This window comes from Rathayibacter sp. AY1E8, from assembly GCF_002931415.1.
Classification (GTDB): Bacteria; Actinomycetota; Actinomycetes; order Actinomycetales; family Microbacteriaceae; genus Rathayibacter.
This window is the reverse complement of record NZ_PSVI01000047.1, coordinates 1-15,003: the sequence shown is the minus strand read 5'-3', so window position 1 is coordinate 15,003 and position 15,003 is coordinate 1. Positions and strand designations below refer to the sequence as shown.

Genomic DNA, 15,003 nt, shown 5'->3' with positions numbered 1-15,003 from the left:
CGAGCCCTACATGTTGATCATGTGCCCCTTGAGGCCGTGGAAGCCCTCCTGCAGCGCCTCCGACAGCGTCGGGTGGGTGTGCACGTTCCGGGCCAGCTCGGTCGCGGTGAGGTCCCACTTCTGGGCGAGCGTGAGCTCGGGGAGCAGCTCCGAGACGTCCGGGCCGATCATGTGGGCGCCGAGGAGCTCGCCGTACTTCTTGCTCGCGATGAGCTTCACGAAGCCGGTGGGCTCGCCGAGGCCGTGGGCCTTGCCGTTCGCCATGAAGGGGAAGGTCGAGACGGTGATCTCGTGTCCCTCGTCCGTCGCCTGCTTCTCGGTGAGGCCGAAGGAGGCGATCTGCGGCTGGCAGAACGTCGCGCGCGGCATCATCCGGTAGTCGCCCAGGGTCTGGGTCTCGGCACCGGCGAGGGTCTCGGCGGCGACGACGCCCTGCGCCTCCGCGACGTGCGCGAGCTGCAGCTTCGCGGTGACGTCGCCGATGGCGTAGATGTGCGGCACGTTGGTGCGCATGTGGTCGTCGATCGCGATCGCGCCGCGCTCGGTGAGCTCGACACCCGTCTTCTCGAGGCCGAAGCCCTCGGTGCGGGGGACCCAGCCGATCGACATGAGCACCTTGTCGACCTCGAGGGTCGACTGCGTGCCGTCCTTCGCGGTGTAGGTGACCGTGACGTAGCCGTCCTTGTCGACGACCGACTCGACCTTGGTCGAGGTCAGGATCTCGACGCCGAGCTTCTTGTACTGCTTCTGGATCTCCTTGGAGACGTCCGGGTCCTCGTTGGGGAGGGCGCGGTCCATGAACTCGATGATCGTCACGTCGACGCCGTAGTTCTTGAGGACGTAGGCGAACTCCATGCCGATCGCGCCCGCGCCCACGATGGCCATCGTGTCGGGGAGCTCGCGGGTCATGATCTGGGTCTCGTAGGTGACGACGTTCTCGGAGAGCTCGACGCCGGGGAGGAGGCGGACGCTCGCGCCGGTCGCGATGATCGCGTCGTCGAAGGTCAGCGACTCCGTGCCGCCCTTGCTCAGCTGCACGTCGAGGCCCTGCGGGCCGGTGAAGGAGCCGACGCCGTCGAACTCGGCGATCTTGTTCTTCTTCATCAGGAAGTGGACGCCCTTGGTGCGGCCGTCCGCGACCGAGCGGCTGCGGTCGAACGCCGCGCCGAAGTCGAACGAGACGTCGCCCGAGATGCCGAACTGCTTCGCCTGGGTGTGGAAGAGGTGGGCGAGCTCCGCGTTGCGCAGCAGCGCCTTGGACGGGATGCAGCCGACGTTGAGGCAGACACCGCCCCAGTACTGCTTCTCGACGACGGCGACGGACTTGCCGAGCTGGGCGGCGCGGATCGCGGCCACGTATCCGCCGGGGCCTGCCCCCAGGACGACGACGTCGAAGTGCTGGGCCATGGATGATCCTCCAGAGTCGTGGATGGTGGTGCGCGGGGTGACCACGCCGTCTCCCACCGTACCGTTCCGGGGCTCGGAGGCGGCCCGCTCCTCCGTGGGCGAACGCGCGTGCGGGCGCCTGCCGTGCGCGCGCGGGAATGCCCGCGGGGCGGGGACGGTTGGGCTCCACGGGCGACGGAGCCCCTCCCCCAGTCCCCCGCACGGAAGAAGCCCCGCGATGTCCGCCACCGCCTCCCGCACCGCCAGCACCAGCGCCCCGATCCTCGACGTCCTCGCGGAGCGCTGGAGCCCCCGCTCCTACGACGCGTCCGCGACCGTCTCCGACGAGACCCTCGCGTCCCTCCTCGAGGCCGCGCGCTGGTCCCCGTCCGCCAGCAACTCGCAGCCGTGGCGCTTCATCGTCGCCCGCCGCGGAACCGACGGGTTCGACCGCATCGTCGCGACGCTCGCCGGCTTCAACGGCGCCTGGGCTGGCTCCGCCGCCGTCCTGGTCGTCGCGCTGGCCGAGACCGTCGACTCCGAGGGGAAGCCGCGCCCCTGGGCCGTCTACGACCTCGGCCAGTCGATCGCCCACCTCAGCGTCCAGGCGCACCACGAGGGCCTGCACGTGCACCAGATGGCCGGCTTCGACAAGGACGCCGTCCGCGCCGCGTTCGGCGTCGACGAGCGCTTCGACCCGGTGACGATCGCCGCGGTGGGAGTCGCGGCCGACGCCGACGCGCTGGCGAACGAGACCCTCCGCGAGCGCGAGACCGCGCCGCGCACCCGCCTGCCCCTCGAGGAGCTCGTGCTCGTCCAGGCGTAGCCCTCCGGCGGAAGGCCTCCCCCGTCCGCGGACCGGGGAGGCCTTCCGCGTCCCACCCCCTGTGTTACTCCCCGTGTCGGTCCCCGCTGTGCCGCCGGGAGCCTCTCCGTACGATCGGACGATCCGCCCGCCCGTCCCGCTGCCCGGAGAGACATGCCCGCCACCCCCGCCGCCCGCACGAGCCTGGCCTTCGACGCCGAGCTCGGCCAGTCGGCGTTCCCCGTGCGCTTCGAGGGGGTCGGCCGCACCTTCGCGCCCGGGTCCCCCGTGCTGACGGACGTGACGCTCGAGGCCGCCGCGGGCGAGGTCATCGCGATCCTCGGCCCGAGCGGCTGCGGCAAGTCCACGCTGCTGCGCATCGCGGCGGGCCTGGACACCGCCTCCGAGGGGTCCGTCCTCATCGACGGCGCCCCCGTCTCCGGCATCGACCCGCGCTGCGCGGTGGCGTTCCAGGAGCCGCGGCTGCTGCCCTGGCGGAGCATCGCCGACAACGTCGCGCTCGGCCTGCCGCGCGGCACCCCGCGCCCGGCGGCCCGCGCCGCCGTCGACGAGCTGCTCTCGCTGGTCGGCCTCACCGCGCACGCCCGCTCGCGGCCCCGCGAGGTGTCCGGAGGGATGGCCCAGCGCGCCTCCCTCGCCCGCGCCCTCGCCCGGAACCCCGGCGTGCTCCTCCTGGACGAGCCCTTCGGGGCGCTCGACGCGCTGACCCGCCTGCGGATGCAGGACCTGCTGCTCGACGTGCACGCGGCGGCTCCGGCGACGATCCTGCTCGTCACCCACGACGTCGACGAGGCCCTCCAGCTGGCCGACCGCATCGTGCTCCTCGGGCGCGACGAGCCCGGAGGCGTCTCGCGCATCCAGCGGATCGTCACCGTCCCCGGAGCGCGGCCGCGCGACCGCGGCTCGGCGGAGCTCGCCGAGCACCGGGCCGAGCTCCTCGCGGGGCTGGGCATCGAGCGGCACTGACCCCGGGCGGATCGACCCGCGTCCCTCCACCCGGGCGGCACGGTCCGGGCGGCACGACCTCCCTCCCCAGCCGCCTCCTCCTCCCGCTCTCCACCGCACGAGCACCTCCCCGCACCGCCCCTCCCCTGCAGCGTCCACACTCGCTGTCACCGCATCCCCGAAGCCGAGGCCCCCATGTCGTTCACCAGCTCCCCGCTCACCCGCCGCACCGCTCTCGCCGGTCTGCTCACCGCCGCCGCCGTCCCGCTCCTCGCGGGCTGCGTGCAGGGCGAGGGCGGAGGAGGAGCGGCGGCCGCGACCGCCGACGCCGCCTCCGGAGGAACTCAGGGCGGCACGCTCACGCTCGACTTCGCGACGTACAACCCGCTGAGCCTGGTCATCAAGGAGAAGGGCTGGCTCGAGGCCGCCCTCGCCGAGCAGCAGGTCACCGTCGCCTGGGTGCAGTCGGCCGGCTCCAACAAGGCCAACGAGGCCCTGCGCGCCGGAGCGATCGACGTCGGCTCCACCGCCGGCTCCGCCGCGCTGCTCGCCCGCTCGAACGGCTCGCCGATCAAGACGATCGACATCTTCTCGCAGCCGGAGTGGTCGGCCCTCGTCGTCCCCGCCGGCTCGGCGATCACGTCGGTCGAGCAGCTCGAGGGCAAGCAGATCGCGGCCACCAAGGGCACCGACCCGTACTTCTTCCTGGTGCAGGCGCTCGAGGCCGCCGGGCTGGGCATCGGCGACGTGACGGTGCAGAACCTGCAGCACGCCGACGGCTGGGCGGCGCTGCAGAACGGCTCCGTCGACGCCTGGGCGGGCCTGGACCCGATCATGGCCGGCGCCGAGGCGGCCGGGGCGACCCTGCTCTACCGCAACGTCGACTTCAACTCCTACGGCCTGCTCAACGCGACCGAGAGCTTCCTCGCCGAGAAGCCGGACCTCGCGCAGACCGTCGTGAACGCGTACGAGCACGCCCGCGCCTGGGCGCTCGAGAACCAGGACGAGACGGCGAGCATCCTCGCCTCCGTCGCCGGCCTCGACGTGGCGGTGGCGACGACGGTCATCACCGAGCGCAGCAACCTCGACGTCGACAACGTCCCCGGCTCCGCGCAGACCGACGTGCTCGCCGTGATCGGCCCGATCTTCGTCGAGAACGGCGACGTCGCCTCGCAGCAGCAGGTCGACGACGCGCTCGACTCGCTGCTCGACGACACCTACGCCTCGGCGGCCGACCCGAGCGCCATCGGCGCCTGAGGGTCCGGCCCTCCGCCCCCGACCCCGTGATCCGAGGAGACCGACGATGACGATCCGCGACGACGACACCGCGACCGACGCCGATGTGCTGCGCCGGAGCGCGCTGTCCGCGCCGATGCCGGGTGAGCCCGGACTCGTGACGGCGGGCCCGTCGGTCGCGGCCTCCCAGCGCCGCCTCCGCGAGGACCGCTCCCACCCGCTCACCACGCGACGGTGGTTCGTCGTCGCGGGAGGCGCGATCCTGCCCGTGCTGCTGCTCGCCGCCTGGCAGATCGCGACGACGACCGGGATGGTCTCGGTGGCGGTCTTCCCCTCGCCCGCGATGGTCTGGGCGGCCGGCGTCGACCTCGCCCAGCGCGGCGACCTCGGCCAGGACGTCGCCATCTCGACGCAGCGCGTCCTCATCGGGTTCGCGCTCGGCTCGGCGCTCGGGCTCGTGGTCGGCGCACTCTTCGGGCTCTCCCGCGTCTGGGAGGTCGTCCTCGGACCGACGCTCGGCGCGATCCGGGCTGTCCCGTCGCTGGCCTGGGTCCCGCTGCTGCTGCTCTGGATGGGCATCGGCGAGGAGTCGAAGATCACCCTGATCACGATCGGCGCGTTCTTCCCCGTCTTCACCACGGTGGCCACGGCGCTCGGCCACGTCGACCGGCACCTCGTCGAGGCGGGCCGCGCCTTCGGCCTCTCGGGCGTCCGGCTCTTCACGACGGTGCAGCTGCCCGCGGTGATCCCCTCCGTGATCTCCGGGCTGCGCCTCGCGCTCGCCCAGTCGTGGCTGTTCCTGGTCGCCTCCGAGCTCATCGCCTCCTCGATGGGCCTCGGCTTCCGCCTCATCGACAGCCAGAACAACGGCCGGATCGACCGGGTGTTCCTGGCGATCGTCCTGCTGGCCGTGCTGGGCAAGCTCACCGATGCCGTCGTCGGCGTGTTCCAGCGCTACGCCGTGAGGAAGTGGGCGTGAGCGCCGGGGAGGGAGCTCCGAGCGTGAGAGGGACGATCGCCAACCTGCTCGACGAGCACCGCCGGTTCCCCCCGCCCGCAGCCTTCGCCGCGCAGGCGAACGCGGGCGCGGAGGAGTACTCGCGCGCCGCCGCCGATCCGGTCGCGTTCTGGGAGGAGGCGGCCCGCCGCCTCGAGTGGGCGGAGCCGTGGCACACCGCCCACAGCTGGGAGCCTGCCGCTCCGCTGCCCGACGGCTCGCTCTCGGTGCCGCGCACGACCTGGTTCGAGGGCGGACGGCTGAACGTGGCCGTCAACTGCGTCGACCGCCACGTGGACGCGGGACGCGGCGGGAAGACCGCCCTCCACTTCGAGGGCGAGCGCGGCGACCGGCGGTCGATCACCTACGCCGAGCTCCAGCGCGAGGTCTCCCGCGCCGCGAACGCGCTGACCGCGCTCGGGATCGGGAAGGGCGACCGCGTCGTCGTCTATCTCCCGGTGATCCCCGAGACCATCGTCATCACGCTCGCGATCGCGCGGATCGGAGCGATCCACTCGCTCGTCTTCGGCGGCTTCTCCGCCGAGGCGGTGCGGTTCCGCGTGGAGGACACCGGCGCGAAGCTCCTGGTCACCACGGACGGGCAGTTCCGGCGCGGAGCGGCGGTGCCGGTCAAGGCGAGCGCCGACCGGGCGGTCGAGGGCGTCGCGTCGATCGAGCACGTCCTCGTCGTCCGCCGCACCGGTGAGACCGACGTCCCGTGGACCCCGGGCCGCGACGTCTGGTGGCACGAGCTGGTCGACGCGCAGAGCGACGTCCACGAGGCCGAGGCCTTCGACTCCGAGACGCCGCTGTTCATCATCTACACCTCCGGCACGACCGGGAAGCCCAAGGGGCTGGTGCACACCAGCGGCGGCTACCTCACGCAGGCCTCCTGGACGCACTGGGCGGTGTTCGACGCGAAGCCGGACGACGTGCACTGGTGCACCGCCGACCTCGCCTGGGTCACCGCGCACACCTACGAGATCTACGGACCGCTCTCGAACGGGCTCACCCAGGTGATCTACGAGGGCACCCCGAGCACCCCGCACACCGGCCGGCACTTCGAGATCATCGAGCGGTACGGGGTGACCGTCTACTACACGGCGCCGACGCTGATCCGGACGCTGATGACCTGGTTCCCCGAGGGTGTGCCCGCCCGGTACGACCTGTCGAGCCTGCGCCTGCTCGGCACCGTCGGCGAGTCCATCAACCCCGAGGCCTGGGTCTGGTTCCACGAGGCGATCGGCGGCGGACGCTGCCCGATCGTCGACACCTGGTGGCAGTCCGAGACCGGCGCCGCGGTGATGTGCCCGCTGCCGGGCGTCTCGACCCTCAAGCCGGGCTCGTCTCTCGGAGCCCTGCCCGGGGTCGACGTCCTCGTGGTGGACGAGCACGGCGAGCGGGTGCCGAACGGCTCCGGCGGCTACCTCGTGGTCGACCGGACCGGGCCGGCGCTCGCCCGCACCGTGTGGGGCGACCCGGAGCGGTACCGCGACTCCTACTGGGCCCGCTACGCGTCCCAGGGGTGGTTCTTCTCCGGGGACGGCGCGAAGTACGACGCCGACGGCGACGTCTGGGTGCTCGGCCGCGTCGACGACGTCATCAACGTCTCCGGGCACCGCCTGTCCACGATCGAGATCGAGTCGGCCCTCGTCGCCCATCCGGCCGTCGGCGAGGCCGGAGTCGTCGGAGTCGCCGACGCGACGACCGGCCAGGCGATCGCGGCGTTCGTCATCCCCTCCGACGAGGCCGTCGACCGCGCCGAGGAGGACCCGGCCTACTGGGCCGCGCTCGGCGCGACGCTCTCGGCGCTCCTGCGCGACCACGTGGCGGTCGCGATCGGTCCGATCGCCAAGCCGCGCGACGTGGTGGTGGTGCCGGATCTGCCCAAGACCCGCTCCGGCAAGATCATGCGGCGGCTGCTCGGCGACATCCGCGACGGCCGCCCGCTCGGAGACGTGACGAGCCTCCAGGACGACACCGTCCCGGCGCGCATCGCCCGCATCGTCGCCGAGCGCGGGTAGGCGCCGCGCCAGTCGGACGCGGCGGGCGGACCCTGTTTCGGGGAGGCGTCGGGAGCCTGCGCGTCCGCGGCGAGGAGGGGCCGCCGGGGAGCATCCGGAGTAGCGTGAAGCCGTGCGCGACGTCCAACAGCAGATCATCTCCGAGCTCCACGTCTCCCCCGCCGTCGATCCGGCCGTCGAGGTCGAACGGCGCAGCGGATTCCTCGCCGACTACCTCCGCAGCACCGGCGCGAAGGGCCTCGTCCTCGGCATCAGCGGCGGCCAGGACTCGAGCCTCGCCGGGCGCCTCTGCCAGCTCGCGGTCGAGCAGGTCCGCGCGAGCGGCGGCGACGCCTCCTTCATCGCGGTCCGCCTGCCGTACAAGGTGCAGGCCGACGAGGAGGACGCCCAGCTCGCCCTCACGTTCATCCGCCCGGACCGCCAGGTCGTCTTCGACATCCACCAGGGCGTCGACGGCGTGGCCGCAGCATTCGGCGACGCGGTCGACGAGCCGATCAGCGACTTCGTGAAGGGCAACGTGAAGGCGCGGATGCGGATGATCGCGCAGTACGCGATCGCCGGCCAGGCCGGGATGCTCGTCGTCGGGACCGACCACGCGGCCGAGGCGGTCACCGGCTTCTTCACGAAGTACGGCGACGGCGGCGCCGACGTCCTCCCGCTCACCGGCCTCACCAAGCGGCAGGGGCGCTCGCTCCTCGAGCACCTGGACGCACCGGCCCGGCTCTACGAGAAGGCGCCGACGGCGGACCTGCTCGACGACAACCCCGGCCAGACCGACGAGACGAACCTCGGGCTCACCTACGCCGACCTCGACACGTACCTCGAGGGCGGCGAGGTCGACCGGGCCGTCGCCGAGGCCATCGAGGCGCGGTACGCCGCGACCGAGCACAAGCGCCAGGTGCCGCTGTCGATGTTCGACGACTGGTGGCGCTGAGCCGCCGCTGACCGCTTCCAGCGGCCGGCAGCTCAGGACCGCACGGGGCCCCGCTGAGGCGGGGCTCCCGTGCGTCCGGCGCGGAACCGATGCGAGGACCGGACCCGCCGCGGTATCAGGAGTCGGCGCGGGCGTTGTAGACGAGCACCTCGCCGGAGTCGACGGAGGCGCGGTAGGCGCGGAACACGTCGAGGGCCTCGTCGCGGAGCACGCCGTCGACGACCTCGATGCCGCGGGCCTCGAACTGCGCGGCCCAGTCCTCGCGCATCGGCCCCTCGTCGAAGGTGCTGATCTCCTCGAGCTCGGGGCCGGAGCCCGCGACGACCAGCCGGCGCACCCCCGACCACATCGTCGCTCCATAGCACTGCACGCACGGGCGCCAGTTGACGACCAGGTCGTGCGCGGGGAGGCCCTCGCCGCCGAGGTCCCAGGTGCCGAGCGCGGTCTGCGCGAGACCGAGCGCCGTCACCTCGGCGGGGCCGGACGAGACCCCGCTGCCGAGGACGACGTTCACTCCGACCGAGACGAGACGACCGGAGTCGCGCTCGACGACGGTCGCCGCGAACGGGCCGCCGTTCCCCTCGCGGAAGTTGCGGTCGGCGAGCGCGTGCACGAGGGCCATCCGGTCCTCGAGGCTCGGGAGGACCTCGGGGACGTCGCGGAGGGCGTCGCCGATCCAGGCGGGCAGGGCGATCTCGTAGCGGGTGGCGAGGCGGTCGATGTCCATGGGTCCTCCGGGAGACGGGGCGGGGCGGGGCGGCGGGGCGACGGGGCGGAGACGGGTGCGCGGCAGGCACGGCACGGGTGACGCGCGGACGGCGGCGGCCGTCGCCCCTCAGCCTCGCAGTGCCGAGCGCCGGAGACGGAATCGGCCCGGCGCGTCGACGCGGAGGTCAGGCGAGGAGGGCCTCGCCGAGCGCCGCGGCCTGCGCCGCCCAGAAGCGCTTCGCCACGCCGGTCCGGCGGAACAGGGCGTCGAAGCCGTGGAAGGCGCCCTCCACGATCTCGAGCCCGCACGGCACTCCGGCCGCGCGCAGGCGCTCGGCGTAGCGGACGTCCTCGTCGTGGAAGAGGTCGAGGCCGCCGACGCCGATCCAGGCCGGCGGCAGGCCCGTGAGGTCGTCGCGGCGGGCGGGGGCGGCGTAGGCCGTGACGCCGGGGCCGCCGGGCTCGCCGGCGAGGTAGGCGGTCCAGCCGAAGCGGTTGCTGCCCGGGGTCCAGACGCGGACTCCGCGAGGAGGAGGACCGGGCCGGGTGACGGTGCGGTCGTCGAGCATCGGGTAGACGAGCAGCTGGAACGCGGGCTGCGCTCCTCCGCGGTCGTGGGCGAGGAGGGTCGCACCCGCGGCGATGCCGCCGCCCGCGCTCGCGCCTCCGACGGCGATGCGCGCCGGGTCGACGCCGCGCTCCTGCGCGTGCTCGACGAGCCAGTCGAACGCGGCCAGCACGTCCTCGACGGCAGCCGGGGCCGGATGCGCGGGCGCGAGGCGGTAGTCGACGGAGACGACCGTGATGCCCAGGGTGCGGGCGAAGTCGATGCAGGACGCCTCGTCCTGGAGGTGGCTGCCGAGCACCATGCCGCCGCCGTGCACCCAGAGGAGCGCGGGAGCGGTACCGCGGAGGATGCGCGGCCGGTAGCTGCGGGCCCGGACGGGAGCGGCTCCGGCGACGGTGATCTCGACGTCGTCGACCACGATGTCGGGCGGGGCCTCGCCTCCCTCGGCGGCGCGTCGCGTGGCGAGGCGCAGCAGTCGCGGGCCGAGGGCGATCGGCGGGAGGAAGCGGCCGAGCGCGAGGTCGGGGTGGAAGAGGGGCGCCGTCGCGGCGGTGCGGGCTGACGCGGTCATGCGCGGGAGGCTACTCCTCGCGGCCGTGCCGGCGCCCCTCCGCGGGACTACGGACGCACGAGGGTCTTGATCGCGCGGCGCTCGTCCATGGCGGCGTACGCCTCGGCGATCTCCTCGAGGGGCAGCTCGAGGTCGAAGACCAGACCGGGCTCGATCGCGCCGCTGAGCACGTCGGGCAGCAGCTCGGCCATGTAGCCGCGGACCGGCGCGACTCCGCCGTTGACGCCCACGTTCGAGCCGAACATCTGGCGGACGGGCAGCTCGGGGCCTCCGTTGGGGACGCCGACGTAGCCGACCATGCCGCCGGGGCGGGCGGAGTCGAGGGCCTGCTGCATCGACTCCTTGGTGCCGACGCACTCGAGCACGCAGTCGGCGCCGATCCCACCGGTCAGCTCGCGGACGCGCGCGACGCCCTCGTCGCCGCGGGTCTCGACGATGTGGGTCGCCCCGAAGCGTCGGGCGAGGTTCTGCCGCGACTCGTGCCGCGACATCGCGATGATCGTGGTCGCGCCGAGGCGCTTGGCCGCCAGGACGGCGCAGAGGCCGACCGCGCCGTCGCCGACGACCGCGACGGTCGAGCCCGCGGTGACGCCGGCCGAGACCGCGGCGTGGTGGCCGGTCCCCATCACGTCGGCGAGGGTGAGCAGGCTGGGGATGAGCGCCGGATCCGGATCGATGCCCACGCGGAAGAGCGTGCCGTCGGCGAGGGGCACGCGCACCTTCTCGCCCTGGGCGCCGTCCGCGAAGCCCTCCTCGCGGACCTCGGCGCCCCACCAGCCGCCGGTGAGGCACGAGGTGGAGACGCCGTTGGCGCAGTTCGCGCAGGTGCCGTCGCAGACGTAGAACGGGGCGATCACGAAGTCGCCGACCGCGACGTCGTGCACGTCGTCGCCGATCTCCTCGACGACGCCGACGAACTCGTGGCCGATGCGGTGCGCCTCCTTGGTGGGCGTGACGCCGCGGTAGGGCCACAGGTCCGAGCCGCAGACGCAGGCCGCGGTGACGCGGACGATCGCGTCGCGCCCCGTCGAGAGCTGCGGGTCGGGGACCTCCTCGAGTCGGATGTCGCGCTCGCCGTGGATGAGTGTTGCTCGCATGGGTGCTCCTGGTCGGGAGGGGGATGGGGTCGGCGTCCACGGTACGCCCGCGACCGGCCGCGGGCGCCGGAGAGGCGGGGGCTTGCACGAACGCGCGCCGACGCGGCCCGGGTGGAGAGCCGGAGCGCGGTCGGGGGCGGTCCGGCGCCGGGCGGGAGGCGTCCTGCCGGAACGGAGGGGCCCCGCAGCAGCCCTGCGCCGCGTCACGGCTGCGCCTCCGCCCAGCCGTCGCGCCCGATCACGACGTGCGCGAGGAACCGCAGGCCGCACGCCTCTGCCCCGTCGGCGATCGCCCGCGTCGCCGCACGGTCGGAGGGGAGCACCACGGCCTCGCCCGCGTGGCTGTGCGCCAGGCCGATGCCCGCCGCGCCGCGCGCCAGCACCTCGGCGAGCACGGCGGCGACGGGGATCTCGGCGTGCGCCGGGGCTCCGTCGGCCAGCGTCAGGACGTCGCGGACGGCTCCGGACTCGGCGAGCGCCACCGCCAGCACGGTCTCGACCGGCCGGGCGGCCAGCAGCGGAGCGACGAGCCCGGCCAGGCCGGCGGCGTCGGTCACGCGGGCGGCGCGCGAGGCGCGGTTCATCCTCCGCCGCAGCTCGAAGGAGGCGACCAGGCGGCAGGCGGCGACCTCGCCGACTCCGCGGTGCCGCATCAGATCGGCCACCCCGGCCCGGGCGACGGCGTCGATGCCGCCGAAGCGCGCGAGGAGGCGCTGCGCGACGACGGTCGCGTTGGCGCCGCGGACGCCGGCCCCGATGAGCACGGCGAGGGTCTCGGCGTCGGTGAGCGCCTCCGGTCCGTAGGCGCGGAGGCGCTCCCTCGGCCTCTCCTCGGGAGGGAGGTCGGCCATCCGGGGGCCGGGCGTTTCGAAGGACATGCCGCCGACGCTACGGAGCCCGCCGGACGCGCGGCCCGCGGATCCCACCACTGTGAACGAGTACCGCCCGCGAGCGCCCTGTGGAGGGACCTCCCGTCACCGCCCGCGCGCTACTCTCGCGTCCCCCTGCGAGAACGCAGACGTCGGACTCGCGACAGGGGTTGAGCACCCCGGTCAGTCCGACGCGGGCATCCCGGCCGTCACCGACAGGCTCTCGCCGTCCGGCGCCACGTCCACCAGCACCACGTCCCCGTCGCGCACCGTGCCGCCGAGCAGCGCCGTCGCCAGCTGGTCGTCGATCGCCCGCTGCATCAGCCGGCGCAGCGGCCGCGCGCCGTACTGCGGGTCGTAGCCGCGCTCGGCCAGCCACCCGCGGGCCGCGGGCGTCACCGCCAGGTCGAGCCGTCGCTCCGAGAGCCTCCTCGACAACCGGTCGACGTACAGCGACACGATCTCGCCGAGCTCGGTGCGGTCGAGCGCGTCGAAGATCACGATGTCGTCGAGCCGGTTCACGAACTCGGGCTTGAAGGCCTGGCGCACCATCTGCTGGACCGCCTCCTCCTTCTGCGGCCGCGACAGCGCCGGGTCCACGAGGAACTGCGACCCCAGGTTGGAGGTGAGGATGAGGATCGTGTTGCGGAAGTCGACCGTCCGCCCCTGGCCGTCGGTGAGCCGGCCGTCGTCGAGCACCTGGAGCAGGACGTCGAACACCTCGGGGTGCGCCTTCTCGATCTCGTCGAGGAGCACCACCGAGTACGGGCGGCGGCGGACCGCCTCCGTGAGCTGGCCGCCCTGCTCGTAGCCGATGTAGCCGGGAGGGGCGCCGACCAGCCGCGAGACGGCGAACTTCTCGCCGTACTCCGACATGTCGATGCGGACCATCGCCTTCTCGTCGTCGAAGAGGTGGTCGGCGAGCGCCTTCGCCAGCTCGGTCTTGCCGACGCCGGTCGGCCCGAGGAAGAGGAAGGAGCCGGTCGGCCGGTCGGGGTCGGAGATGCCCGCGCGGGTGCGGCGCACCGCGTCCGCGACGGCCGACACCGCCTCGTCCTGGCCGATCAGTCGGCGGTGCAGCTCGGTCTCGAGGTGCAGCAGCTTCTCGGTCTCGCCCTGCAGGAGACGCCCGACGGGGATCCCCGTCCAGGCGGCGATCACCGCGGCGATGTCGTCGGCCGTCACCTGCTCGTTGACCATGCGGCCCTCGGCCGGCTCCTCCTCCGCCTCGGCGGCCGCGAGCTCGCGCTCGATCACCGGGATGTCGCCGTAGAGCAGCTTCGACGCGCGCTCGAGCTTCCCCTCGCGCTGCGCGCGCTCGGCGGCGATCCGCAGGGCGTCGAGCCGGTTCTTGAGCTCGCCGACGCGGTTGAGGGAGGCGCGCTCGCGCTCCCAGCGCTCCTGCAGCTCCTCGAGCTGGGCGCCGCGGCGGGCCAGGTCCTCGCGCAGCTTCTCGAGCCGCGCCTTCGAGGCCTCGTCCTTCTCCTTCTTCAGCGCCAGCTCCTCGAGCCTCAGCCGGTCGACGGAGCGGCGCAGCTCGTCGATCTCGACGGGAGCGGAGTCGATCTCCATGCGCAGCCGCGACGCGGCCTCGTCGATCAGGTCGATCGCCTTGTCCGGCAGCTGGCGGGAGGTGATGTAGCGGTTCGAGAGCGACGCGGCGGCGACCAGGGCGGAGTCGGCGATCGCCACCTTGTGGTGCGCCTCGTAGCGCTCCTTCAGCCCGCGGAGGATCGCCACGGTGTCCTCGACGGTCGGCTCGCCGACGAAGACCTGCTGGAAGCGGCGCTCGAGAGCGGCGTCCTTCTCGATGTACTGGCGGTACTCGTCGAGCGTCGTCGCGCCGATCATCCGCAGCTCGCCGCGCGCCAGCATGGGCTTGAGCATGTTCGCGGCCGCCACCGATCCCTCGCCGCCGCCCGCGCCCATCAGCGTGTGCAGCTCGTCGATGAAGGTGATGATCCGGCCGTCGGACTCCTCGATCTCCTGGAGCACGGCCTTCAGCCGCTCCTCGAACTCGCCGCGGTACTTCGCTCCGGCGATCAGGGCCGAGAGGTCGAGGCTGACGAGCTGCTTGCCCTTGAGGCTCTCGGCGACGTCGCCCGCGACGATCCGCTGGGCGAGCCCCTCGACGACGGCGGTCTTGCCGACGCCGGGCTCGCCGATGAGGACGGGGTTGTTCTTGGTGCGGCGCGTGAGCACCTGGCTGACGCGCCGGATCTCGGCGTCCCTCCCGATCACCGGGTCGAGCTTGCCGCTCGCCGCGATGGCGGTCAGGTTGACGCCGTACTGCTCGAGTGCGGACTTCTCGTCCTGCTGGGGCATCCGACCGGCCTGCATGATGGTGGTCTCCTCCGTGGCTCGAAAGTTGAGTTCGACGGACTCAACTTTACTCCCGCGACGGCTCCGGCGGTCAGGCCGTCAGAAGATCGCTGTCGCGGCCCTGGAGCGTCTCGAGCGCGTTCCGGAGGATCGAGCGCAGCCGGAACTCGTCGATCCCGGTCAGCGCCGAGATCTCGGCCTGCGAGAAGCCGCCGGCCGCAGCCAGCAGCAGGAGCTCGCGGTCCGGGCAGTCGAGGGCGAGCAGGCCGCTGCCGAGCGGCCGCCGGGCGAGCTCGTGCGCGGTGCCGAGGGTCTCGCAGAGGACCTCGAGCACCCAGAGCACGGGCTCCGGCGAGCGGGCGCCCTCGCGGGAGCGGCGCCAGACGGCGGTGAAGACGTCGGTGCAGAGCCGGTCGCGGCCGGCCGGGTCGGCCTGGACCGTGCCGACGCACGCCGAGACGAGGCCGCCGAAGCGGTCGACGAGCTCTCCCAGAGCGGAGGCGTCCCCCGTGGCGGAGCG

At 73.5% G+C, this 15,003-nt stretch carries 13 protein-coding genes; 6 read left to right on the top strand and 7 right to left on the bottom strand.

From position 1 onward, the window contains the following. Positions 1 to 6: 6 nt before the first annotated feature. On the bottom strand, positions 7 to 1,407 hold the full coding sequence (gene lpdA / locus C5C74_RS13105; RefSeq protein ID WP_104222818.1) for a dihydrolipoyl dehydrogenase: 1,401 nt from the start codon (positions 1,405 to 1,407) through the stop codon (positions 7 to 9). A 217-nt stretch (positions 1,408 to 1,624) separates the two neighbouring features. Here lpdA and C5C74_RS13100 point away from each other — a divergent pair, with 217 nt between their 5' ends. The 6 genes from C5C74_RS13100 (at position 1,625) to nadE (ending at position 8,348) form a co-directional block, all read left to right on the top strand. Further along, a complete protein-coding gene (locus C5C74_RS13100; protein WP_104258177.1) occupies positions 1,625 to 2,212 on the top strand; it encodes a nitroreductase family protein in 588 nt (195 codons plus the stop codon). Between the two features lie 153 nt (positions 2,213 to 2,365). Then, positions 2,366 to 3,178 carry an ABC transporter ATP-binding protein gene (locus tag C5C74_RS13095; RefSeq protein ID WP_104222820.1) on the top strand — a complete coding sequence of 271 codons (813 nt, stop codon included), beginning with the start codon at positions 2,366 to 2,368 and terminating at the stop codon, positions 3,176 to 3,178. 174 nt (positions 3,179 to 3,352) lie between these two features. Further along, a complete protein-coding gene (locus tag C5C74_RS13090) occupies positions 3,353 to 4,414 on the top strand; it encodes an aliphatic sulfonate ABC transporter substrate-binding protein (RefSeq protein ID WP_104327643.1) in 1,062 nt (353 codons plus the stop codon). A gap of 46 nt (positions 4,415 to 4,460) precedes the next feature. After that, positions 4,461 to 5,372, top strand: coding sequence for an ABC transporter permease (locus tag C5C74_RS13085; protein WP_244229541.1), 912 nt, complete (start codon positions 4,461 to 4,463; stop codon positions 5,370 to 5,372). Between the two features lie 23 nt (positions 5,373 to 5,395). Next, the gene (gene acs, locus C5C74_RS13080; protein ID WP_104351687.1) at positions 5,396 to 7,414 is read left to right on the top strand and encodes an acetate--CoA ligase; all 2,019 of its coding nucleotides are present in this window, start codon (positions 5,396 to 5,398) and stop codon (positions 7,412 to 7,414) included. Positions 7,415 to 7,526: 112 nt separating this feature from the next. Then, entirely contained in the window at positions 7,527 to 8,348 is an 822-nt protein-coding gene (nadE, locus tag C5C74_RS13075) for an ammonia-dependent NAD(+) synthetase (protein WP_104222821.1), read from the top strand. A 115-nt stretch (positions 8,349 to 8,463) separates the two neighbouring features. On the opposite strand, the gene C5C74_RS13070 is transcribed toward nadE, so the two are convergent. From C5C74_RS13070 to C5C74_RS17520, 6 genes are all read right to left on the bottom strand, one after another. Continuing rightward, a complete protein-coding gene (locus C5C74_RS13070; RefSeq protein ID WP_181134707.1) occupies positions 8,464 to 9,075 on the bottom strand; it encodes a nucleoside deaminase in 612 nt (203 codons plus the stop codon). 166 nt (positions 9,076 to 9,241) lie between these two features. Beyond that, positions 9,242 to 10,195, bottom strand: coding sequence for an alpha/beta hydrolase (locus C5C74_RS13065; protein WP_104351680.1), 954 nt, complete (start codon positions 10,193 to 10,195; stop codon positions 9,242 to 9,244). Positions 10,196 to 10,242: 47 nt separating this feature from the next. Continuing rightward, positions 10,243 to 11,292, bottom strand: a complete 1,050-nt coding sequence (locus C5C74_RS13060; protein WP_104222823.1) for a zinc-dependent alcohol dehydrogenase family protein — start codon at positions 11,290 to 11,292, stop codon at positions 10,243 to 10,245. 203 nt (positions 11,293 to 11,495) lie between these two features. Then, a complete protein-coding gene (locus C5C74_RS13055; protein ID WP_104250698.1) occupies positions 11,496 to 12,170 on the bottom strand; it encodes a RadC family protein in 675 nt (224 codons plus the stop codon). 174 nt (positions 12,171 to 12,344) lie between these two features. Continuing rightward, positions 12,345 to 14,486, bottom strand: coding sequence for an ATP-dependent Clp protease ATP-binding subunit (locus tag C5C74_RS13050; protein ID WP_374952925.1), 2,142 nt, complete (start codon positions 14,484 to 14,486; stop codon positions 12,345 to 12,347). A gap of 88 nt (positions 14,487 to 14,574) precedes the next feature. Next, positions 14,575 to 15,003 (bottom strand): sigma-70 family RNA polymerase sigma factor (locus tag C5C74_RS17520; protein ID WP_104351679.1); only part of this gene is annotated, 429 nt, incomplete at its 5' end.

Coding starts and splice junctions, on each gene's coding strand:
- lpdA (WP_104222818.1), bottom strand. CDS start 1,407: ATGGCCCAGCACTTCGACGTCGTCGTCCTGGGGGCAGGCCCCGGCGGA.
- C5C74_RS13100 (WP_104258177.1), top strand. CDS start 1,625: ATGTCCGCCACCGCCTCCCGCACCGCCAGCACCAGCGCCCCGATCCTC.
- C5C74_RS13095 (WP_104222820.1), top strand. CDS start 2,366: ATGCCCGCCACCCCCGCCGCCCGCACGAGCCTGGCCTTCGACGCCGAG.
- C5C74_RS13090 (WP_104327643.1), top strand. CDS start 3,353: ATGTCGTTCACCAGCTCCCCGCTCACCCGCCGCACCGCTCTCGCCGGT.
- C5C74_RS13085 (WP_244229541.1), top strand. CDS start 4,461: ATGACGATCCGCGACGACGACACCGCGACCGACGCCGATGTGCTGCGC.
- C5C74_RS13070 (WP_181134707.1), bottom strand. CDS start 9,075: ATGGACATCGACCGCCTCGCCACCCGCTACGAGATCGCCCTGCCCGCC.
- C5C74_RS13065 (WP_104351680.1), bottom strand. CDS start 10,195: ATGACCGCGTCAGCCCGCACCGCCGCGACGGCGCCCCTCTTCCACCCC.
- C5C74_RS13060 (WP_104222823.1), bottom strand. CDS start 11,292: ATGCGAGCAACACTCATCCACGGCGAGCGCGACATCCGACTCGAGGAG.
- C5C74_RS13055 (WP_104250698.1), bottom strand. CDS start 12,170: ATGTCCTTCGAAACGCCCGGCCCCCGGATGGCCGACCTCCCTCCCGAG.
- C5C74_RS13050 (WP_374952925.1), bottom strand. CDS start 14,486: ATGCCCCAGCAGGACGAGAAGTCCGCACTCGAGCAGTACGGCGTCAAC.